A 20,796-nucleotide genomic window follows, 5' to 3' on the forward strand; every position below is an offset into this window, starting at 1 on the left:
GATCGCTGTGCTAACCGACCATGATCGTTCTCAGCGCCAACGGCTGTACCGATGTTCCCCAAGGCCGTTGCAGTTCTCTCCAGGGGAGGTCTACGTCGTCACCCTCGGTGCCGTCCGGGACCAGTGCTATCCGCGGTGGATGATCTGTCCGCGGTGGGTGGGCGGGGTGCGGTGGAGGGCGACCAGTGCGGCGTCGTCGTCGAGGCGTCCGCCGGAGTGGGCGAGGAGGTCGCGCCGGATGTGGTGCAGAAGCGACTCCGGTCCGGCCTGGGGCCATTGCGCGACGCGTTCCGCGAGGGGGTAGAAGCGGCCGTGTGTGTCGCGGGCCTCGATGACGCCGTCGGTGTAGAGCAGGAGGGTGTCGCCGGGCTCGAAGGAGAACACGTCCAGGCTGTGGTCTCCCGGGCCGGTCCGACCAACCCCCATCGGGGGTGCGGGGTGCAGGCTGGGAACGGTGACCGAGTGGCCGGTACTGATCAGCAGCGGCGGTGGGTGCCCGCAGGTGGTCATCCGGGTGACCAGGTCCGCGTCGGGGATCTCCACGAGCAGGGCGGTGGCGAAGCGTTCGCCGGCCTCCTCTAGCGGTTCGGAATCGGCCAGGTAGCGGGTCACGCTCTGCTCCACGGTGGCGGCGAGTTCCGGCAGGGAGGCGTGTCGGTGGGCGCCCTCGCGGAAGGCTCCGAGCAGCACTGCGGCCTCGCCGATGGCGGAAAGTCCTTTGCCGCGCACGTCGCCGATCAGGATGCGCACCGCGTCGTCAGTGTGGGCGACCGCGTACAGGTCTCCACCGATCTGCGCTTCGTCTTCGGCGGCCAGGTACAGGCTGGCGACTTTCAGGGGGCCGATCTGTTCGGGTAGCGGCCACAGCAGGACGTGCTGTGCCGCCTCGGCCACCGACCGGACCTGGGCCAGTTGTGCTCGGCCACGGTCGCGCAGCGCACTGTAGATGACGACCGTCACTGAGAGTACAGTGAGCGTGACGATCTGCACAACGCGGTTCAGGCTGCCCAAATCGCCAAAAAGATAGGAGATGATCACATTAGCCGCAACCGCCAGTGCTCCGATGAGGCCGGTAGTCCGAGGCCCGGCGAACGATGGGGTCAGCGCAGGCGCGATGACCAGCGCAGGCTCTAGGTAGATGTACTCGGGAATACTGAGGTCCACGGCCGTGATCAGCACAATGAGCGCGATCGGAAGCAGCACCAGCGCATGACTCCTTTTCCACGGCTGCCGCAGTCCGACAAGGCTCTGCCAGGGACTCATGCCTTCCACTCTGCCTCGCCCGCGGTTGGCCAGCCATCGCGTGCCGGGTGTGAGGGCGGGGAGCGGTTCGAAGCCGCTCCCTCCCTCTTGCCGTCAGGCGCGCTCGAACCAGTCCGGCTCGCCGTCCTCGCCGACCACGTCCACGAGCTCGTGGCGCCGGCGGGCCTGGCGGTCCTCGCGCCGTCCGTGCTTGACGACGGTCAGCGGGTTCGACGCCATCTGTGCCAGCTGGGCGAGTTGCCTTATGGCCTGCGTCGACACCTGAGACACCGGTTCCGCCACGTGTGCGACTCCTTCTAGAGCGCGAGGGTGAGGAGTTGCCCTACATCTTGTACCGCAACTCCTCGGCGGCTGAGGAACATCGGGCACGGCCGGTTTCCCCGGGGCCGGTTCGAGCTGCCGGGCGAGGCGGTGGAGTTCGTCGCGCGGCAGGTGCAGGTGCCTGCGTCCGAGCTGGACGCGTATGAGTGGAGCGGTCGGACGGTCGAGTACCACCGTGCGCAGATCCGCGGGCACCTGGGCTTCCGTGAGTGCAGCGTCGCAGATGCGGACAAGCTGGCAGCCTGGCTGGCCGAGCACGTTGCGTGCAAGGAGCGGCGGCCGGAGCAGGTGCGGGTGGAGCTGCTGGCCCGTTGTCGTACGGAGTGCATCGAGCCGCCCACCCCGGGGCGGTGCGACCGGATCGTGGCGGCGGCGCTGCGGGTCGCCGAGGAGACGCTGACGGCGCGAATCTCGGCACGGATCACGGCAGAGAGTATCGAGCGGATCGTCGCCCTAGTCGCCGGCGCCGACCAGGAGGACGACGCCGGACCCGGTGACGCCGGTTCTGGTGAGGGCGAGGACGGACCGCCGGTCCTGGGGAAGATCAAGGAAGCGCCCGGCAACGTCAGCCTGGAGACGATGCTCACCGAGATCGACAAGCTGCTCGCGGTCCGGGCGGTCGGGCTGCCGGCGGATCTGTTCGCGGACGTCGCGCCGAAGGTGGTGGCCCCGTAGTCCTAACTCGGACATCAGGGAGCAAGTAACCCGTCGGTAGCTATCAGTGGGTCAGATCTTTCGTTTCTCGTCGTCGTGCGCCTCGTTGGGCTGAACGAGCGAATCCCAGGGTGGGGCGACGAAATGGGGCGGGTGTGCGGCAGGAGTGGTCGCCGGAAGACGTGGTGGCGTGCTGGACGCTGGTGGACGGCGACTGGGACCTGGTGGCGAACAAGACCGGTCCGACCCGGCTCGGCTTTTGCCTGATGCTCAAGTTCTTCGAGATGGAGGGCAGATTCCCGGAGTTCATCGAGGAGTTCCCGCAGCCCGCCGTCGAGTACGTTGCTGGCCTGGTGAAGGTCCCTGCGACCGAGCTTGCGAAGTACGACCTGGCGGGGGCGAAGCGACACCGTAAGCAGATCCGGGAAGCCCTGCACTTCCGGCCTGCGACGCTGGACGACGAGGAGCGTCTGACCTCGTGGCTGGCGGTGGAGGTGTGCCCGGTAGAGCTGGTGGAGGACCGGCAGCGGGAGGCCCTGCTGGTCGAGTGCCGGGCGAGGAAGATCGAGCCGCCGGGCCGGACCCGGATCGAGAAGGTGCTGGTCGCCGCCCGCAACCGGTGGGAGAAGGTGTTCTGTGCCCGGACCATCGAGCGCTTGGGCGACGTCGGGGTGGCCCGGCTGCTTGCGCTGGTCGCGGAGGGCAAGAGGACGGGGCCGGCCTGCTGGCCTTGCTCAAGCGTGATCCCGGCGCGGTCGGCCTGGACTCGCTGCTGACGGAGATCACCAAGCTGAACGACGTACGCAGACTCGGGCTTCCCGAGGGGCTGTTCGCGGACTGCTCGGAGAAGCTGCTGGCCGCGTGGCGGTCGAGGGCGATCAAGATGTACCCCTCGGACTTCCGGGACACCGCCGAGGACGCCCGGATCACACTCCTCGCGGCCCTGTGCTCTTCTCGTCAGGCGGAGATCACCGATGCTCTGGTGAAGCTGCTGCGCTGGTCCACAAGATCAATGCGCGTGCCGAGCGGCGGGTGGAGAGGCAGCTCACCGCGGAGTTGAAGAAGGTCCGGGGCAAGGAAGGCATCCTCTTCAAGCTCGCTGACGCGGCGATCGGCAAGCCCGACGACGTGGTACGCGAGGCCCTGTACCCGGTGGTCGGGGAGAAGACGCTGCGCGACCTGGTCGCGGAGGCGAAGGCGAACGAGAAGGTCTTCAAGGCCAAGGTCCGCACCACCCTGCGGTCCTCCTACAGCTCGTACTACCGGCAGATGCTGCCGCCGCTGCTGAGGACGCTGGGCTTCAGGTGCAACAACACCGCCTACCGGCCGGTGATGGATGCGATGGCGCTGCTGGAGACGTATGCGGAGGTCGACGGCAAGACCCGCTTCTACGACGCCGGCGACGCGGTGCCGATGGACGGCGTCGTACGCAAGGACTGGCGCGAGGCCGTCGTGGACGACAAGGGCAAGGTCGAGCGCATCCCGTACGAGCTGTGCGTCCTGGTGGCGCTGCGGGACGCGATCCGGCGCCGGGAGATCTATGTCGAGGGGGCCTTGCGCTGGCGAAACCCGGAGGACGACCTGCCGGGCGACTTCGAGGCCGCCCGCACTGTGCACTACGCGGCTATCCGCCAGCCCCAGGACCCGCAGGCGTTCATCACCAGCCTGAAGCAGCGGATGACCGAGGGCCTGGACAGGTTGTCGGCGGCGCTCGCGGACGGTTCGGCGGGCGGGGTGAAGGTGACCACGCGGCACGGCGACCCGTGGATCACCGTGCCGAAGCTGGAGAAGCTGGACGAGCCGACCGGCCTCCAGGCGCTCAAGGACGAGGTCGTACGCCGATGGGGAGTCCTTGACCTCCTGGACGTGCTGAAGAACGCCGACTTCCTTTCCGGCTTCACCGACGAGTTCACCTCCGTCGCCGCGTACGAGCGCATCGACCGGGCCACCCTCCAGCGCCGTCTGCTGCTCGCGCTGTTCGCACTGGGCACCAACATGGGCATCCGCTGGCGAACACCGTGCTCCACTACGGCAAGGACGGCGCGCTCACCGGCCCGGACAAGGAACACGCCGAGACCTCGATGCTCGCCCTGCACCTGCTCCAGTCCGCGCTCGTGCACGTCAACACGCTGCTGCTGCAGCAGGTCCTCGCCGAACCGGCCTGGGCGAAGAAACTCTCGGACGAGGACCGACGCGGGCTCACCGCGCTGTTCTGGTCCAACATCAACCCGTACGGCACCTTCCGCCTGGAGATGGACAAGCGGCTCGACCTCGCGCCACTTCTCTCAGTGGCCCGTCCCCGCACCCCGGCGGACGCCTCCGGCCGGGCCCTGGCGGAGCCGAGGTGAACCCCGTGCCGACGGATTGGTGCCTGTTGTACCGGCCTTGAAGGCCAACGGGACAGCCGATCTCGGCGAGCCTGATGTCGCAGGTGAGAGGAGCCTGCCGACGCCGTGGGGGACAGCCGCATCCCGGCTGCCCCCCACGGGCGCTCCCGCAGTGGGACCGGCGTCCGTCAGGTCACCCGGCGGCGGATCCACCAGGCGCAGAACCCGGCCAGGGCCAGGGCGAGGCCGAGGTAGAGCCCGGTCTCGGCCCACTAAAGGGCCCAGAAGTTCCCGGCGGGCTGGTACGTCACCCGCTGCTGGTAGCCCTGGGCGCCGAGGTCGGCGATGCAGCCGTCGACCTGCTCCATGGCGGGCGGGCCCGACTCGGTGTGCAGGCAGTCGGCGAAGGACGACGGCACGGGGACCGGTCGGCCGGCGGCGTTCAGCGCCTCCTGGGACGTGACCCAGGCGCCGGGCGCGTCGGGGTGCATGACGATCTCCTTGGCGTCCTCCTGGATGCCGATGGGAACGCCGGTCTCGATCGGCACGGTGACCCGGTCCGAAGTGGCCAGATGGGACCGGACCCACAGCGGTACGGCGAGCTGGACGGCGGCGTAGAGGACGGGCGTGGTGGCCATCGCGGGCAGGGTGCGGCGGATGACGAGGCCGAGGACGACGCCCAGGACGAAGGCGAAGGCGGCGTGGGCGACGGGAACGACACCCCGTGCGGCGAAGGCCACGGGGTCGATCCGCGGGAAGTACGTGTCCGTCGCGCCGCCGCCGTCGACAGCCCGGTCGATGGGGCTGCTCCACCAGCTCACCGCGAGGCTGGTCAGTCCGGCGGCGGTCATGGAGGCCGCCGCGCCGAGGCCCAGCTTGGTCGCCAGCCAGCGGGTGCGGGTGACGCCCTGGTTCCACGCGAGGTAGTGGGTGCCGGTCTCCAGTTCCCGGGCGATCAGCGGCGCGCCCCAGAACATCCCGATGACCGCCGGCACGGCGAGCACGACCAGCAGTCCGGTGTAGTAGAGGGTCTGGTCCGCACGGGAGACCTGGTCCACCAGGCTGCTGCCGGCCGTCCGGTAGAGGTCGGCCAGCTGCGGGCCGGAGACCGCGAGGGTGGCGGCGAGGACGGCCACCGCGGCGAACAGCACGGCGGCCTGGGTGCGGAACTGGCGCCAGGTCAGCCAGATCATCGGAGTACCTCCAGTGCGGGCCGGGTGTCGCGTACCGCGTCGGCGGGCCGGGTCATGTAGGCCAGGACGATGTCTTCCAGACCGAGCGGGCTGACGGTCCAGGTCGGATCGTGGACCGCGGTGTCGGTGCGCACCAGGAGGGTGGTCTGCCGGTCGGTGTGGCTGGCGGTGATGACGTGCTGGCCGGCCGGGAGCGTGTTCGGGTCCCGGCGCGGTCCGGTGAGCCGGTGGTGGCAGGCGACCAGGTCGTCGATGTCGCCGGCCACCTGTACCCGGGAGTCGACCAGGACGATGACGTAGTCGCAGGTCCGTTCCACGTCGGAGACCAGGTGGGAGGAGAGCACGACGCTCAGCTCGTGCTCGGCGACGGCCTCCATCAGGTCCTGCATGAACTCCCGTCGGGCGAGCGGGTCGAGGGCGGCGACCGGCTCGTCCAGGATGAGCAGTTCCGGGCGCTTGGCGATGCCCAGGGTGAGAGCGAGCTGTGCGCGCTGGCCGCCGGACAGCTTGCCGGCCCGCTGCTTCGGGTCCAGGCCGAGGCGACGGATCCGGTCGCGCGCCACGGCGTCGTCCCAGCCTGGGTTGAGGCGCTTGCCGAGGTCGAGGTGGTCGGCGACGCTCAGCGCGGCGTAGACCGGGGTGTCCTGGGCGACGAAGCCGACCTTGGCCAGCTGTTCTACACCTTCGGCGGGACGGCCGCCGCACACCTCGATGGTGCCGGCCGTCGGGGTGAGCATGCCGGAGGCCAGGTTCAGTAAGGTCGACTTGCCGGCGCCGTTGGGGCCGACCAGGCCGACCACCCGGCCGGCCGGGATGTCCAGGTCGCAGTTCTGCAGCGCCCAGCGCTGTTTGTACCTCTTGCCCAGGCCCTGGGCTCGCAAGACGGCGCTCACGCTACGTCCTCTCCGGCGGCGTTGCGAAACGTGTTCATGAACAGCGCCTCGATGCTCTCGTCGTCGAGCCCGGCCAGCCGGGCCTTGGTCAGCCAGCGCTGTAGGTCCTTCTGGAGAGGCCCATGTGCGGCGAGCGAGGCGTCGGCCAGCGTGCGGGTCACGAACGTGCCCACGCCGGGGCGGGCGGCCACCAAGCCGTCGTGCTCCAGCTCCCGGTACGCCTTGAGCACCGTGTTCGGGTTGACCGCCATCTGCTTCGCCACGTCCTTGACCGTCGGCAGCCGGTCCCCTTCGTTCAGCAGACCCAGGCGCAGTGCATGCCGAACCTGCTGGACCAGCTGCTGGTACGGGGACAGGCCCGACCGGCTGTTCAGGTGGAACTCAATCACCGGTTCCTCCATTTATCTAGTTGCCTAGCACTATAGCCCCCTGCATCGACCATTCGGCAAGGGGTGCATTGCGGGCGCCAGCCGCCCGGCACCGAGGGAAGCCAGCCGCGCATGGGTGGCGCTCGCCGGACCTCGCTCGGGTGTCGAGAAACGACCGTCTGTCGACACTCGAAACCGTGATCACGAACCCGCAGGTGGGCAGTGTCGGCAACTCGTGCCGAAAATCAACGTCGGTGAACGGTCCGCCCGATAGATTCCGACACATGCTCATTGGCTACGCGCGGGTCTCGACCGTCGACCAGAACCCCGATCATCAGATCGACGCCCTGCTACGGGCCGGCGTCGACCGCGACAACATCCATGTCGACAAGGCGAGCGGCGCGAAGGCGTCCCGACCCAAGCTCGATCTCGTCCTCCAGCTGCTGCGCAAGGGCGACACGCTGAAGGTCACCCGGCTCGACCGGCTCTCCCGGTCCGTGCTGCATCTGGTGACCCTCGGCGCCGACCTGCGCGAGCGCGGCATCGGGCTGCACGTCATCGAGCAAGGCATCGACACCGCCACGATGGAGGGCCGGGCGATGTTCGGGATGCTGTCCGTGCTCGCCGAGCTCCAGCGCGAGCTGATCGTGGCGAACACCAACGACGGGCTCGCCGCTGCTCGTGCTCGCGGCCGGGTCGGCGGGCGCCGGCCGAAGCTCACCGCGGACCAGGCCGCGCTCGCCCAACGGCTCTACGACGAGCGGGAGAAGACCGTCCAGCAGATCGCCGACATGTTCGCCGTGCCCCGGTCGACGGTGTATGGCCACCTCGACAAGACGAAGACCGTGCCCCGCCAGCCCAAGAAGACCACGGCCGCGAAGCCCTGAAAGCTACCGGCGGGTTACTTGCCCACCGGTGTCTGAGCTAGGACTCCGGGGCCCGGTCGCGGGGTTGTTCAGCATCCCCTTGTCGAGGGTCGGCACGCGCTTCTTGGCGGCCTCGGCGATGGCGGAGACGAGAGTCGCCTCCAGCGGCGTCTCTGCGGTGACCCACACATGCCGTCCGCTGGCGGACCCGGAGGCGGCGACCACGTAGGTCAGCCCGGCCTCGTCGAGGGCGCGCAGCAGAGTGGCGAGGTCGGGTCCGGTGTCGCCGCGCTTGGAGTCGAGGTCGAAGCACAACCGGCGGAAGCGGCCGTCCTCGTCGGCGAGGTAGACGGCGTATGGGCCCCGGGGGGCGGTCGACGGCAGGGGCCGGTCGACGTAGGAGTGCAGCCATTCGCCATCGCCAGAGCGGCGGTCCACCCGGATGGAGGCGCGCGGGGACAGTTCCAGGAACAGGGCCTGGAAGTCGACCTGCGCGCTCTCGAAGAGGGGCAGAACGCCGGTATGGGGGTTGTGAATCGGGGCAGATGACGGGCTGTGCACGCCCGGTTCCCCGGACACTCCGGGGGCGGGCATGAGCTGTCCGGCACCGTAGCTGTCCGCTACGATGGTGGCGCTCCTAACTCCATATGCACGCCGAAGCCCCCCTTCCGCCTAGCGGCGGAGGGCTCCAACGCGACCAACCAGGCGCGTAACTGGGCTCCGAACGTCATATGCGCTGGTTAGGACACCACCGCCCGACAGTCGCCGTGGAAAGCGTCTGTGGGGCTTGACTCACCTCCTCCTTTGTGGGGCGAGGACCCGGGCCTGGAAAACCCGGGACCTCTGGACTGGTGGCGTTGGGAGACGCCTCTTGCGGTGGGTACTGCAGGTGATGCGATGGGTTTCAGCGGCCGTGGAAAGAACGCTGGACCCGGTACGTCGGAAGGGCGCCGCCCCGGTGGAAGCCGGGGCTTTTTGGCGCCCTTCGACGCGTTTTCAGATGATCAGCCAGTCATGGGAAGTTCCCCCTGGCCTGGCTCACCAAAGGCTTCGCTGGCCCACACGGGACGGCCGCTCTTGTCGAGCTGGTCGCGCCGGATGAGTTCGGCGAGGTACTTGCCCATCGAGACCCCCGCAGCCTTGGCGTTGGCGTACGCGGCTGCGTGGACGTCGGCCGGAACCATCGGGGAGAGGCGCACGAGACCGTGGCGCTTCTTGTCCTGCACCGGCGGGACGTACTCCCGCTCTTGCGCATCTCGACTTCCGTAGGGCCTGGCCATGCTGGTGATCTTTCCTCACCGACGTTCATGTACGCAACCTTGATGCCGGTGTGTCGCCGGATTTCCCGTGAGGCGGGCGTTTAAGTTCCGGCCTCCCGCCACAAGGGAAGTGACGGGCATTCAGGCAAAACGGGCCCATTGCAGCGTGAAGCACGCGAACAATGGGAGGCGTTGGGCTGGCCTTTGGCCACGCCGCGGCTTCACCCGATCCGGTCACCTGACGTCCCCTCCCTCTGCTGCTCTGTGACGTCTCCTCAAAGCCGTAGACGTATCGGCCCTCGGAATCGTTACAGGAACGGGGACACCAGTTTTTGCACGTCAGGTGGTGTCCCCCGGGACGGGAGAGGGGGCGGGGCGTCTCCCGCTGGGCGTCCCGTCTCCCGGGAGACGGCTGTCCGGGCCTGCGGCCCGACGGGCATGTCGGTGGTGTCCTCACAGTGGGGGGAACGTCGTCCGCCGGATTTTGTGACACCCCGCTCGCGGCCCGGGGTCGGTCAGCGCTGCGGGAGGTCGAGCAGCATGGCGTGGAAGAGCGGCGCGTCGGGGATGCGGGGGCGCAGGTCCCCCAGGGTGCGCCAGCCCCACGACTCGTACAGGGCATGGACCTTGGGGTGCCGGTAAGAACGCTGTCACCAGCCGCAAACGGCGGTGATCCTGCAGGGACGTCACCCGTGTGGGTGAACGCGGGGCCGTACGGCTGCGGTGGGTGAAGCCTCGCGAGGACGATCAACGGTCGTGGCCCGTACTCCGCTGGACCTGGCTGAGCTGGTTGAGCACTGGACGCTGCTGAGGGACGAGCATGGGCTTGTGTCCGGCAAGCGCGGTGCGACGAGACTGGGCTCCGCCGTGTTGCTGAAGTTTTACACGCAGTACGGCCGGTTTCCTCGGGGCCGGTTCGAGTTGCCGGGTGAGGCGGTGGAGTTCGTCGCCCGGCAGGTTCAGGTGCCCGCGTCCGAGCTGGACGCGTACGAGTGGAGCGGCCGAACGATCGAGTACCACCGGGCGCAGATCCGCGGGCACCTGGGTTTCCGGGAGTGCAGCGTCGCGGACGCGGACAAGCTGACGGCCTGGCTCGCCGAGCACGTCGCGTGCAAGGAGCGGCGGCCGGAGCAGGTGCGGGTGGAGCTGCTGGCCCGCTGCCGTGCGGAATGCATCGAGCCGCCCACGCCGGGGCGGTGCGACCGGATCGTGGGCGGCGCGCTGCGGGTGGCCGAGGAGATGCTGACGGCGCGGATCTCCGCACGGCTGGCGGTGGAGAGCACGGAGCGGATCGTGGCCCTGGTCGCCGGCGCCGATGAGGCGGAGGACGGTGAAGCAGGTGAAGGCGCTGCGGGTGAGGGCGAGGACGGGCCGCCGGCCCTGGGGAGGATCAAGGAGGCTCCGGGCAATGTGAGCCTGGAGACGATGCTCACTGAGATCGACAAGCTGCTTGCGGTCCGGGCGGTCGGGCTGCCGCCGGACCTGTTTGCCGATGTTGCGCCGAAGGTGGTGGCCGGGTGGCGGGCGCGGGCCGCGGTGGAGTCTCCCTCGCACCTGCGGACTCACCCGCTGCCGCTGCGGGTCACGTTGCTGGCCGCGCTGCTGCACGAGCGGGAGCGGGAGATCACGGACACGCTGGTGGAGCTGCTGATTTCCACGGTGCACCGGATCGGGGCGCGGGCGGAGAAGAAGGTCACCGAGCAGCTGGTCAACGCGTTCAAGAAGGTGTCGGGCAAGGAGAACATCCTCTTCAAGCTCGCCGAGGTGTCGATCGGGGATCCCGAGGGCACGGTCCGTGAGGTGGTCTACCGGGCGGTGTCTGGCGGTGAGCAGACGCTGCGGAGCTGGTGCACGAGTTCAAGACCCGTGGCCCGGTCTACCGGCGCACGGTGCAGACGACGTTGAAGGCGTCGTACACCAACCATTACCGGCGCGGGCTGATCCGGCTGCTGGACGTGCTGGAGTTCCGCTCGTCCAACCACACCCACCAGCCGGTGATCGAGGCCCTGGCGTTGGTGGCCCGGTACGCGGCGGCGGGCAACACCACGTACTACCCGCTGGGCGAGACCGTGCCGGTGCACAAGGCGATGGGCGGGGACTGGGCGGAAGTCGTCCGCCGCACCGACAAGCGCGGTCGGCGCAGGGAGGTGCGCATGGTCTACGAGGTCGTCGCCTTCCAGGCCCTGCGCGACCAGCTCAAGTGCAAGGAGATCTGGGTCGTCGGCGCCGACAAGTGGCGCAACCCGGACGAGGACCTGCCCCAGGACTTCGCCGAGCGCCGCGAGGAGAACTACCGCGAGCTGCGCAAGCCACTGGACCCGCAGGTCTTCGTCGACGAGCTGCGCGAGCAGATGACCACCGAACTGGGCCTGCTGAACGACAGGATGCCGAAGATGGGCTGGCTGGACATCGCCGAGCGGAAGTCCGGGGCGATCCGGCTGACCCCGGCCGAGGCCCAGCCCGAGCCGAAGAACCTGCGCAGGATCAAGGGCGAGGTACAGCGCCGGTGGGGCGTCGTGCCGCTCATCGACATGCTCAAGGAGGCCGTCCTGCGCACGGGCTGCCTGGACGCGGTCACCTCGGTCTCCGGTGGCGGCTCCCTCTCGGCGGAGGTCCTGGCCGAGCGCCTGCTCCTGGTGATCTACGCCTACGGCACGAACACCGGGATCAAGGCCGTCGCCTCCGGTGGCCACGGCCACACCGAGGACGAACTGCGCTATGTACGCCGCCGGTATCTGACCCCGGAGACGGCCCGACAAATCGCCATCGAGATCGCGAACGCCACCTTCGCCGCCCGCAGCATCGAGTTGTGGGGCCAGGGTTCGACCGCGGTCGCCTCCGACTCCACCCACGTCCGTGCCTACGACCAGAACCTCTTCACCGAGTGGCACTCACGCTACGGCGGCCGCGGAGTGCTCATCTACTGGCACGTCGAGAAGAAGTCCCTGGCCATCCACTCCCAGCTGATCAACTGCACCGCCTCCGAGGTCGCCGCGATGATCGAGGGCGCGATGCGGCACGGCACCACCATGGACGTCGAGGCCAACTACACGGACTCGCATGGCCAGTCGGAAATCGGCTTCGGCATCACGAGGCTGCTGAACTTCGACCTGCTGCCGCGCATCAAGCGGATCAACAAGGTGAAGCTGTACCGGCCGACGGCCGGCGAACCCGACGCCTATCCACAGCTGACCCCGGCGCTGACCCGTCCGATCCGCTGGGAGCTCATCGCCCAGCAGTACGACCAGATGATCAAGTATGCGACGGCGATCCGGACCCGGACCGCGTCCACCGAGGCCATCCTGCGCCGCTTCACCCGCAATGCCTCCCACCCCACCTACGCGGCGATGCTGGAGGTCGGCCGCGCCCAGAAGACCATCTTCGTGGCCCGCTACCTGCGGCTGCGCGACCTCCAGCGGGAGATCGAGGAGGGCCTGAACGTCATGGAGTCCTCCAACGGCGCCAACTCTGTGATCGCCTACGGCAAGGGCGGGGAGATCGCCTCGAACCGGCGCGACGAGCAGGAGATGTTCGTGCTGTGCCTGCGCATTCTCCAGTCCGCCCTGGTCTATGTGAACACCCTCATGCTTCAGGACATCCTCGGCGAACCGGAGTGGGCCCGGCTTCTCACGCTCGCCGACCGGCGCGGCCTGACCCCGCTGTTCTGGTCGCATGTGCGTCCGTACGGGGAGGTGAACCTCGATATGGGCGCCCGCCTGGACCTTGCCGCGGTTGCCGTGCCAGGCCCTCGGGCACCGGCGGACGTCGACGAGCACCGGTCGGCCGAGCGCACGTGAGCCGAGCAGCATGGTGTCTGGTCCGAGAATCGGACCGGAAGCGAACAACAGGCAAGCGGTAAGACCACGGTCCGATCCGAAAGTGTGGTCCATGCTCCGACGACGCGGTACGTGCGGCGGCAGCATCGTTGCCCCATGACCGTCACGACTGCGTCAATCGCCGTTCCTAATCCTGTCTTTCCGGGACGCTGGGTGGGCGGCGCCTCCCTCGTCCTCGGCCCTCTGCTGCTGCTCACCGGCGTACTGCTGCGCCTGCGCTTCGACTTCTTCTTCCCCGCGCAACTGAGTGCGTACGGGCACCATCCGGGCCTCATGACGGCCTCATACAGCTTTGTGTCCGCCGGGTGGGTGCTGCTCTGGCCGGGAGTCGTGCTTCTCGCCGCCAAGATCGGCGAGAGGTTCCGGGAACTCGCTCTGTGGGGCGGCGCACTCACGGTCCTCGGCCTCTTCGCCCGCGCGTTTCACGCCGGTGTGGACCACCTGGCCTTCCAACTGGTGGCCGTGCAGGGGGCGGCATCGGCGACGCGAACGGTGAGCGAGACCTACGGCGCGTTCCACATCTTCAGCACACTCAACTCGGCCATCATGGGCGGCTGGCTCCTGCTGGCCATCGGCGCCTACCGCTCCCAAGTGCTAGGACCGCTGCGTGCGGCGGCCCTGGCTTTGGCATCGGCGATGCCGCTGGGGGTGCTGAAGGGAACGACCCCTCTATCGGTCGCGGCCGCTGCGGGACTGTGTGTCGCGCTCGTTCCCTTGGGCGTGGCCGCGTTGCGCAGCGGGACGACCTCGCGGGCGGCCACGGTCGCCGGAAGGCTTCTCCTGTTGGTCGCCGTGGGTACCGCAATGTTTCTCTTCGGGCAGGCCGGATGAGCGGCCATCGGTATCGTCTAGCGATGCACAGAATGGGGCGGCGCCTGCGGACCGGCACGCATCTGTTGGCGATCGACGCCTGCGTGGCGGCCGTAGTGACAGCCGGCTACGTGGCACTGGCCGACCAGGGTGCCTCAGACGGTCTGCCTCGGTTCTCCGGCCCGTGGTGGCTGGGCTGGCTGGTGGCCGTCTGTGTGGGAGTGCCGCTGGCCGTTCGGCGCCTGTGGCCCCTGCCTGCCCTGGCCGTAGTTCTGGGTGCTTCGGCGACGGCGACACTGCTCGACATCACCCGTGACCCTTACATCTCTGCGGCCTTGGCCGTCTACGCAGTGGCGCTCATCGAGCCGACACGCCGGGCTTCGGCGGCGTTCGCCCTGACCCTGGTTGTCTCGGCAGCCGCGGTCATCACCGGTGAAGCGGTCCTGACGCCCTCCGGCCCGTGGACGGAAGCCGCCGGCACTGCCGCCCTCGTCTGGCTGGTCATCGGGGCAGCGTGGGCCGCAGGGCGTGTCGTGCGCGAACGGAGATCCCGAGCGGCCCGAAGAGACCGTCGCCTTGCGGAGGAGGCACTGGCCGAAGAACGCCTGCGCATCGCCAGAGAACTGCACGACATCGTCTCGCACAGCCTCAGCGTGATCGTCGTCAAAGCAGCGGTAGCCAACCATGTGGCCGAGGCACGCCCCCAAGAGACGCGCGATGCCATCCAAGCGATCGAGCAGACCGGCCGGGAGGCGCTCACCGAGATGCGCCGTGCCCTGGGAGTGCTACGCGGCGACACTGCTGGTCGGCGCACGCGAGAGCCCGGCTCGGCGGAGACGGCTCCCCCTCCCGGACTGGACGACCTGCCAGCCCTCATCCAGCGTGCCGAGCGAGCGGGAGTTCGTACCGAACTCCGCACCCGGCTGGCCGTCGGCCTCCCCGCGGGGACGGCGCTGGCCGTCTACCGGATCGTGCAGGAGGCTCTGACGAACGTGGTCAAGCACGTCGGCGACGGAACGCACTGCCAGGTGACGATCACAGTCGACTCGCGAGGAGAAGTGCGAATCGAGGTGGCGGATGACGGAGCCGGGAACGCGGCCGCGACCGACCGGGTGGAACTCAGGGGTGGTCATGGACTCGTGGGGATGCGCGAACGCGTGATGATGTATGGCGGGACGTTGGCCGCCGGGCCACGGCCCGGCGGCGGGTTCGCTGTGTCGGCTCGTCTCCCGCCCGAACCCGCTCACGGCACGGCTACGAGCCGGAAGGAGAGGACCGCGTGACCGAACCGATCCGGGTATTCGTCGCCGATGACCAGTCCCTGCTCCGAGGCAGCTTCCGGGTGCTCATCGACACCGCCCCCGGCCTGACAGCGGTGGGCGAGGCCGGCACCGGGGCCGAAGCTGTCGAGGGTGCACAGCGGCTCTGCCCGGACGTGGTGCTGATGGACATCAGGATGCCCGGCATGGATGGGATCGAAGCGACACGGCGCATAGCCGGATCCCCCGAGACAGCCGGGACACGCGTTCTCATCCTCACCACCTTCGACCTCGACGAGTACGTGTACGGCGCGTTGCGTGCCGGGGCAGCGGGATTCCTCCTCAAGGACACATCTCCCGAGGTGCTGCTGGCAGGCATCCGCACTGTCGCCGCCGGAGAGTCCCTTCTCGCCCCTTCGGTGACCCGACGCCTGATCGCCGAGTTCGCCCGTCTTCCCCATACGCACCATGCGCCGGGCTCCTCGCTTGAGGACCTCACGGAGCGCGAGCGTGAGGTCCTGGTGCTCGTAGCACGTGGCCTCTCCAACGCCGACATCTCCGAGTACCTCCACCTCAGCAACGGCACCGTCAAGACCTACATCGGTCGGCTGCTGAACAAGCTGCGTGCACGGGACCGCGCGCAGCTGGTGATCAGCGCCTACGAGTCAGGGCTCGTCAGCGCCGCTCATCAATCGACCGATTGATGAGCAAGATCGATAAGCGGCGGTGCGCGGCCGGATCGACACCGGATCATGCCCATAAAACGGTGTCAGAAAGTCGATGTGCTCAAGAACTTGAGGAGCACCGTTTTCTGTACGATCTGGCGGGTGCAGCCACCCCAGGACGACGACACCGCTGATCTCCTCGCACCTGTTCCGGCCGTACGGACCGGCAGCCTCGTGGGATACGCACGCGTGTCCACCAAGGGGCAATTGCTCGACCGGCAGATCCACGCACTCAACACAGCGGGCTGCATCCGGATCTTCTCGGACAAGTAGTCCGGCAAGAACGCCGAACGCGAGGAACTATGGAAGGCCCTCGACTACCTGCGTGAGGGCGACACCCTCGTCGTCCCGTCACTGGACCGGCTGGGCCGTTCCATCCAGGACCTCATCGCGATTGTGTCCGGCCTGCGCAAGCGTGGCGTCGGCTTCACCTCGCTGCACGAGGCGCTCGACACGACCACGCCCGGCGGGCGCCCGGTCTTCCACGTGTTCGCGGCGCTCGCGGAGTTCATCCGCGAACTCATCGTGCAGGGCACCTACGAGGGCCTGGACGCCGCCCGCGTCCGCGGCGCCCGACTCGGCCGCCCGCCGGCGATGACGGAGGAACAGGTACGTCACGCACGCGACCTGCTCGCCCGCCCGGAGAACACCGTCACCTCGATCGCAAAGCTCCTCGGCGTCTCCAGGAACACGATCTACAACTACGTGCCCGAGCTGAAGGGCGGTCGCCTCGCACTCGCTGAGGCGACGAACGCGCTGGAACTGCCCCAACCCACCAGGTCCGAGGAGTGATCACCGCCGTTTGCGGCTGGTGACAGCATTCTTACCGGCACCCCGTCATGTGGCGCACAAGGGCGAGTCCGGTAGATCCGCGGGTTCGGCGTGCCCGAGAACAGACCTTTTCGACCCCGTGTCGACGGCATGGGAGGCGCTCGACCCCCATGAGTACCCCTTCTGGAACCGGCCCGCGGGCTGAGAGATCACGCCGCGGGCTGCTCGTCGCCAACTGCTCACCCGCCGGGTGCTCGCGGAAGCCCTGGCTGCTGGTGGGGAGCGGAACCGGGCCGGGGCTTGGCCCGGGAGACGCTCACACGTGGCGGATGGCCAAGAGGTGTACGGCGTGATCCGCCTGGACCGGCTGCCGGGCGGCGCCGAGGCGGTCGTGCCGGTGGTTCTCGAGTTGTCCGGGGCCGCTTCGGAAAGCGGCCCGACGGGTCATGACGTCTGACCGGGGCCCTGCGGCTCCTGCGAGAGCTTCGCGAGCTGGGCGTGCCACAGGTCGTCCAGGCGCTGGGCCCAGGCCCGGGACAGGGGGTCGAGGGACTTGGGGGCGGCGGTGCGGACGGCACTCTCGACCACCGCGTGCGTGCCGTCCGGGACCTCGGTGAGCAGCCAGGTCTGGTAGAGCTGCACACCCGCGCCGATCCCGAGCCAGCCGACCCGCCGGGGTGACACCTGCTCCCCCACGAACACCTCGAACCGGTAGCCGTGCCAGCGGGCCTCGAACGACTGCGCGGGCGTGGTGGTGGTGACCTCTTCGCAGTGCGGAATCCAGGTCGGCCAGTTCGGCACGTCGGTCAGCAGCCGGAAGGCGCGCTCCGGCGGGCCGGGCACGACGGCCTGACCACGATGGAAGCTGTGGGCATCGGCGGGGGAGAAGCCGGACGGCCAGTGGATGTCTGGGTGGCTGCCTGCGGTGTCGTGCATCCGAGTTCTCTTTCGCGCCTCTGCTTGGCTGGGGGCGGCCGCCGACGGTGTCGGAGGCACCGCGGCCCAAGGACATCTCCGTTTCAGTCTGCAACGGAACCCGATGATTCCACATACGTCATATGACTGGGGGACTCCGCACGTCATCCACCGGTGTCCGTCAGGTCGAGGGCGGCCAAGGCGTCGCGCAGCGCGGCTCGGGAGCTGATGCCGAGTTTGGGGTAGATCTGGTAGAGGTGCGTGCCGATGGTGCGGTGGGACAGGAATAGCCGCTCGGCGATCTGCTTGTTGGTCAGCCCGGTGGCCGCCAGGGCCGCGATCTCCTGTTCCTGAGCGGTCAGGACCGCCTTTCCGGACCGTCCGGCGGCCGATGTCGTACGGCTGCTCGCACGCAGCTCGGCCTGGGCCCGTGCTGTCCACGGCGCCGCTCCCAGTTCCTCGAACGCCTCCGACGCCCGGACCAGTTGCCGGCGGGCCTCCTTGGTGGCGCGCCGGCGGCGCAGCCGCTCGCCGTAGAACAGACGCACCCGTGCGGTGTCGAAGGGCCAGTCACCGGACTCGGCGAGCGACACCGCCTGCTCGAACAGGGCCAGAGCGTCGTCGTCGGGTGTGGCCAGGGCCTCGCAGGCCAGGACGATCATGCGGTGGCGCGGCGAGAGCCCGGCCATCGCGGACTCCCGCATGGCGGCCGCATGAGCGGCGGCCTCCGCGGCCCGCCCCGACTTGGCGGCCGCCTCCACCAGGTCCAGGGCGCCGACCACGGCCTGCGGCTGGAACGGAGCGAGGGTGCCGGGCGTGGTGATCTCGCCGGCCTGCTCGTAGGCCGCTTCGAAGTCACCGCTGCCCAGGGCGGTCACGCCCCTGGCGTGGAAGGCGAGGACGTGCGCGGCCCGGGCGCCGCGGGGAGCGGCCCAGCGGACGATCTCCTCGGCCAGGTGTTCGCTCGCCTCCACGTCGCCGCGCGCTCCGGCCACCAGTGCCTGGACGTACTGGAGCTTGCAGGCGTAGAAGCCGTATCCGTGTTCCTCGCACAGGACGATTCCCTCGGCGGCCAGCTGTACCGCCTCGTCCCAGAGGCCCGCGGAGTAGTAGTCGAGGCACAGGTGCATCAGGGCGACCAGGTGCCGTCGGACGGGGGCGTCGCCGGCGCGGCCCTGTTCGACCAGGCGCAGGGACGCCTCCCGCACGGCGGGCAGTCGGTCCGGGTAGATCGAGCAGACGCCGATGCGGACGACGCGGGTGAGATCGTCGCCGATGTTGGCGAGCAGGGTGTCGAGGACCTCCAGGGTCCGGGGCCCGGTGCGTGCCGGGTCGGCGATGGTGTGGGCGCAGGCCCACAGCAGGTCGGGGCAGGCGGGCTTCAGCCGGTCGAGCGCCCGGTACAGCGGCGTCCACTTCTCCGGGTCCGCGCTGTACCAGCAGATCGTGATCAGGGTGAACAGGGCTTCGACGAGGGCGTCATCGGACGCGTCGTAGCCATGTCCGCCGGCCTCGATGGCACCCACCAGCAGCCGGTGCGCGGTGCTGACGTCGCCCTCCTCGTTGATCAGGAGGAGGGCGGACGCCGCTGCCGCATGCAGTGAGTCCTGCGCGGTGGGGTCGGCCCTGCGAGCTCCGGCCAGCAGGCGTGAGGCGTCCGCCAGCTCGCCGCCGGCGTCGGTGCCTACGTAGGCGGCCTCCGCCAGTCGCCGGCTCTCGTCGGCCGAGGCCGGACTGAGTCCCGCGGCACGGGTGAGGGCGGCCACGGCGCCCAGGGCGTCGCCGCGCCTCAGGCGCAGCCGGGCGGCTTGTTCCAGGAGGTCGGCGACCGTCTCGTCCGGGCCGGTCGCCGCTTCGCCAAGGTGCCACGCGCGGCGCTCGGGCTGGTCGGTGAGGATGGCGGCGAGTGCCTGGTGCGCCCGGCGGCGGTCGACGGCCGTCGCCTGGGCCACGACGGCGGAGCCGATGAGCGGATGCCGGAAGGACAGCTTTCGGGAGGGTGCGGAGATCGTGATCAGCCGGTCGCGTTCGGCGGGTTCGAGGACGTCGATGACGGCGTGCCCCGGCCCGGCCGCCTCGATCGCGGTGAGGTCTCCGGTGCCTTCCAGGGCTGCGATCAGCAGCAGTTCGCGGCTCTGACGGGGCAGTTCGGCGATCCGTGAGGCGAAGAGGTTCTGCAGACGCTCCCCGGGAGGCACGGACGACGGTGTTCCGGTCACCGCCTCGTGCTCTCCGTCGAGCGTGGCGGGCAGTTCCACGAGCGCGAGCGGGTTGCCCCGGGCCTTGTCCGCGACGGTGCGCCGCGCCGCGAGGGACATGCCGGGGTGGGTCCGGGCGAGCAGTTCGGTCGCCGCACGGTCGTTCAACGGCCGGAGCCGGTGTTCGGTCAGGCCACTGGACTGGAAGAAGCTGTCGGAGGTGACACGCGAGGCAGCGAGGAAGCTGATCCGGCTGCCGACGAGCCGCCGGGCCACGAAGCCCAGCACCGAGACGGTAGCCCGGTCCAGCCAGGGCAGGTCGTCGACGACGATCAGCAGGGGGGTGTCGGCGGCGATCCGGCGCAGCAGCAGCAGAGCGGCGGTGGAGGTCAGCAGGGGGTTGGGGGCAGGGCCGCTGCCGATGCCCACCGCGATGCGCAGGGCGTCCCGGTGGCCGGGGTCGAGCAGGGCGAAGGAGTCGAAGAGCGGTAGGAGGAGCTGGTTGAGTCCGGCGTAGCCTATGTCCGCCTCGAACTGCACCCCGCTTGCCCGCAGCACCCGGACACCGTTGTCCCGGGCCTGCGTCGCGACCGCGTCCAGGACGGCGGTCTTGCCGATGCCCGCCTCGCCCGACAGCAGCAGGGCCGCGCCATGGATCGCGGAGCCGCTGAAATGGGACCAGATGAACTCCAGGTCCTCGTCGCGCCCGATCAGCCGTGTCGAAGCGGGGCGGGACGGATGGTCCAGGTCGTTCATCAGGCTCCCAAGGGCTGCGATCCACAGAAGCGCCGGCGCTGTATCGATGGCCCCGTGCCGGCGCCTGCTCCGTATCGGAGGCAATCCATCCCAGCGCAAGAAGTGTCCGCATTTCAACTCGGGCGTCTCGATATGCGGCCGGAGTCTCATTGGAGACCCACGTATGCCCTGGGGCAAAAGGCCGGTGGGCCGCCCGCGGTGAGTGCCGCGGCGGCCCGGGGCAGGCAGGGGGCATGAGTGGTCAGGCCGTCCCGTCGGCTTCGAGGATGGCCACGGTGAAGGCCTCGGGCTGCTCCTGGGGAGGACTGTGGCCGGCGTTCGGGACGACGCGATGGGTCCAGGGGCCCGCGAAGTGTGCCGCGTAGCCGCTTCCCGTCGGTCG

At 69.3% G+C, this 20,796-nt stretch carries 20 protein-coding genes and 1 pseudogene; 11 read left to right on the forward strand and 10 right to left on the reverse strand.

Features of this window, described 5'->3' with window-relative positions; all coding sequences use genetic code 11:
• Window positions 1-126 precede the first annotated feature (126 nt).
• A complete protein-coding gene (locus tag ACFY4A_RS34285; protein ID WP_390833224.1) occupies window positions 127-1,263 on the reverse strand; it encodes a PP2C family protein-serine/threonine phosphatase in 1,137 nt (378 codons plus the stop codon).
• A gap of 93 nt (window positions 1,264-1,356) precedes the next feature.
• Window positions 1,357-1,545, reverse strand: coding sequence for a hypothetical protein (locus ACFY4A_RS34290; RefSeq protein ID WP_390833225.1), 189 nt, complete (start codon window positions 1,543-1,545; stop codon window positions 1,357-1,359).
• Between the two features lie 27 nt (window positions 1,546-1,572).
• Between ACFY4A_RS34290 and ACFY4A_RS34295 the strand changes: the two genes are divergently transcribed.
• The 3 genes from ACFY4A_RS34295 (at window position 1,573) to ACFY4A_RS34305 (ending at window position 3,298) form a co-directional block, all read left to right on the forward strand.
• A complete protein-coding gene (locus tag ACFY4A_RS34295) occupies window positions 1,573-2,259 on the forward strand; it encodes a DUF4158 domain-containing protein (protein ID WP_390833226.1) in 687 nt (228 codons plus the stop codon).
• A 134-nt stretch (window positions 2,260-2,393) separates the two neighbouring features.
• On the forward strand, window positions 2,394-3,014 hold the full coding sequence (locus ACFY4A_RS34300; protein WP_390833227.1) for a DUF4158 domain-containing protein: 621 nt from the start codon (window positions 2,394-2,396) through the stop codon (window positions 3,012-3,014).
• Window positions 2,969-3,298, forward strand: coding sequence for a hypothetical protein (locus ACFY4A_RS34305; protein WP_390833228.1), 330 nt, complete (start codon window positions 2,969-2,971; stop codon window positions 3,296-3,298). The genes ACFY4A_RS34300 and ACFY4A_RS34305 overlap by 46 nt, the downstream gene beginning before the upstream one ends.
• Window positions 3,299-3,854: 556 nt before the next feature.
• Here ACFY4A_RS34305 and ACFY4A_RS34310 read toward each other — a convergent pair.
• Window positions 3,855-4,061, reverse strand: a complete 207-nt coding sequence (locus tag ACFY4A_RS34310) for a hypothetical protein (protein ID WP_381052346.1) — start codon at window positions 4,059-4,061, stop codon at window positions 3,855-3,857.
• A gap of 195 nt (window positions 4,062-4,256) precedes the next feature.
• On the opposite strand from ACFY4A_RS34310, the gene ACFY4A_RS34315 reads away from it, so the two are divergent.
• A complete protein-coding gene (locus tag ACFY4A_RS34315; protein WP_390833229.1) occupies window positions 4,257-4,586 on the forward strand; it encodes a Tn3 family transposase in 330 nt (109 codons plus the stop codon).
• Between the two features lie 251 nt (window positions 4,587-4,837).
• On the opposite strand, the gene ACFY4A_RS34320 is transcribed toward ACFY4A_RS34315, so the two are convergent.
• The 3 genes from ACFY4A_RS34320 to ACFY4A_RS34330 are packed head-to-tail and all read right to left on the reverse strand — an operon-like array spanning window position 4,838 to window position 7,052.
• Window positions 4,838-5,758, reverse strand: a complete 921-nt coding sequence (locus ACFY4A_RS34320; RefSeq protein ID WP_390833230.1) for a transporter — start codon at window positions 5,756-5,758, stop codon at window positions 4,838-4,840.
• Window positions 5,755-6,651 carry an ABC transporter ATP-binding protein gene (locus ACFY4A_RS34325; protein ID WP_390833231.1) on the reverse strand — a complete coding sequence of 299 codons (897 nt, stop codon included), beginning with the start codon at window positions 6,649-6,651 and terminating at the stop codon, window positions 5,755-5,757. The genes ACFY4A_RS34320 and ACFY4A_RS34325 overlap by 4 nt, the downstream gene beginning before the upstream one ends.
• Window positions 6,648-7,052 (reverse strand): GntR family transcriptional regulator, encoded by a 405-nt coding sequence (locus ACFY4A_RS34330; RefSeq protein WP_390833232.1) that lies wholly within the window; start codon window positions 7,050-7,052, stop codon window positions 6,648-6,650. Before ACFY4A_RS34330 ends, ACFY4A_RS34325 begins: the two co-directional genes overlap by 4 nt.
• A gap of 251 nt (window positions 7,053-7,303) precedes the next feature.
• Between ACFY4A_RS34330 and ACFY4A_RS34335 the strand changes: the two genes are divergently transcribed.
• On the forward strand, window positions 7,304-7,906 hold the full coding sequence (locus tag ACFY4A_RS34335; protein ID WP_390833233.1) for a recombinase family protein: 603 nt from the start codon (window positions 7,304-7,306) through the stop codon (window positions 7,904-7,906).
• A 3-nt stretch (window positions 7,907-7,909) separates the two neighbouring features.
• Here the strand turns inward: ACFY4A_RS34335 and ACFY4A_RS34340 are convergent, their stop codons facing one another.
• Window positions 7,910-8,479: a hypothetical protein gene (locus ACFY4A_RS34340; RefSeq protein ID WP_390833234.1), complete on the reverse strand. Its 570-nt coding sequence runs from the start codon at window positions 8,477-8,479 to the stop codon at window positions 7,910-7,912.
• Between the two features lie 410 nt (window positions 8,480-8,889).
• Window positions 8,890-9,165: a hypothetical protein gene (locus tag ACFY4A_RS34345; RefSeq protein WP_390833235.1), complete on the reverse strand. Its 276-nt coding sequence runs from the start codon at window positions 9,163-9,165 to the stop codon at window positions 8,890-8,892.
• 735 nt (window positions 9,166-9,900) lie between these two features.
• On the opposite strand from ACFY4A_RS34345, the gene ACFY4A_RS34350 reads away from it, so the two are divergent.
• The 6 genes and pseudogenes from ACFY4A_RS34350 (at window position 9,901) to ACFY4A_RS34375 (ending at window position 16,566) form a co-directional block, all read left to right on the forward strand.
• On the forward strand, window positions 9,901-11,049 hold the full coding sequence (locus ACFY4A_RS34350) for a DUF4158 domain-containing protein (RefSeq protein WP_390833236.1): 1,149 nt from the start codon (window positions 9,901-9,903) through the stop codon (window positions 11,047-11,049).
• The gene (locus ACFY4A_RS34355; RefSeq protein WP_390833237.1) at window positions 10,992-12,941 is read left to right on the forward strand and encodes a Tn3 family transposase; all 1,950 of its coding nucleotides are present in this window, start codon (window positions 10,992-10,994) and stop codon (window positions 12,939-12,941) included. The genes ACFY4A_RS34350 and ACFY4A_RS34355 overlap by 58 nt, the downstream gene beginning before the upstream one ends.
• 135 nt (window positions 12,942-13,076) lie before the next feature.
• On the forward strand, window positions 13,077-13,811 hold the full coding sequence (locus tag ACFY4A_RS34360; RefSeq protein WP_390833238.1) for a hypothetical protein: 735 nt from the start codon (window positions 13,077-13,079) through the stop codon (window positions 13,809-13,811).
• A 23-nt stretch (window positions 13,812-13,834) separates the two neighbouring features.
• Entirely contained in the window at window positions 13,835-15,073 is a 1,239-nt protein-coding gene (locus ACFY4A_RS34365) for a sensor histidine kinase (protein ID WP_390833239.1), read from the forward strand.
• Complete coding sequence (locus ACFY4A_RS34370; protein WP_390833240.1) at window positions 15,070-15,753, forward strand: response regulator; 684 nt, start codon at window positions 15,070-15,072, stop codon at window positions 15,751-15,753. Before ACFY4A_RS34365 ends, ACFY4A_RS34370 begins: the two co-directional genes overlap by 4 nt.
• A gap of 195 nt (window positions 15,754-15,948) precedes the next feature.
• A pseudogene (locus ACFY4A_RS34375) lies at window positions 15,949-16,566 on the forward strand (recombinase family protein).
• 423 nt (window positions 16,567-16,989) lie between these two features.
• Here the strand turns inward: ACFY4A_RS34375 and ACFY4A_RS34380 are convergent.
• The gene (locus ACFY4A_RS34380) at window positions 16,990-17,481 is read right to left on the reverse strand and encodes an SRPBCC family protein (protein ID WP_390833241.1); all 492 of its coding nucleotides are present in this window, start codon (window positions 17,479-17,481) and stop codon (window positions 16,990-16,992) included.
• Between the two features lie 143 nt (window positions 17,482-17,624).
• Complete coding sequence (locus tag ACFY4A_RS34385) at window positions 17,625-20,414, reverse strand: ATP-binding protein (protein ID WP_390833242.1); 2,790 nt, start codon at window positions 20,412-20,414, stop codon at window positions 17,625-17,627.
• Window positions 20,415-20,796 lie beyond the last annotated feature (382 nt).

The organism is Streptomyces sp. NPDC001292, assembly GCF_042896465.1.
In the GTDB taxonomy this organism is placed as follows: Bacteria; Actinomycetota; Actinomycetes; order Streptomycetales; family Streptomycetaceae; genus Streptomyces.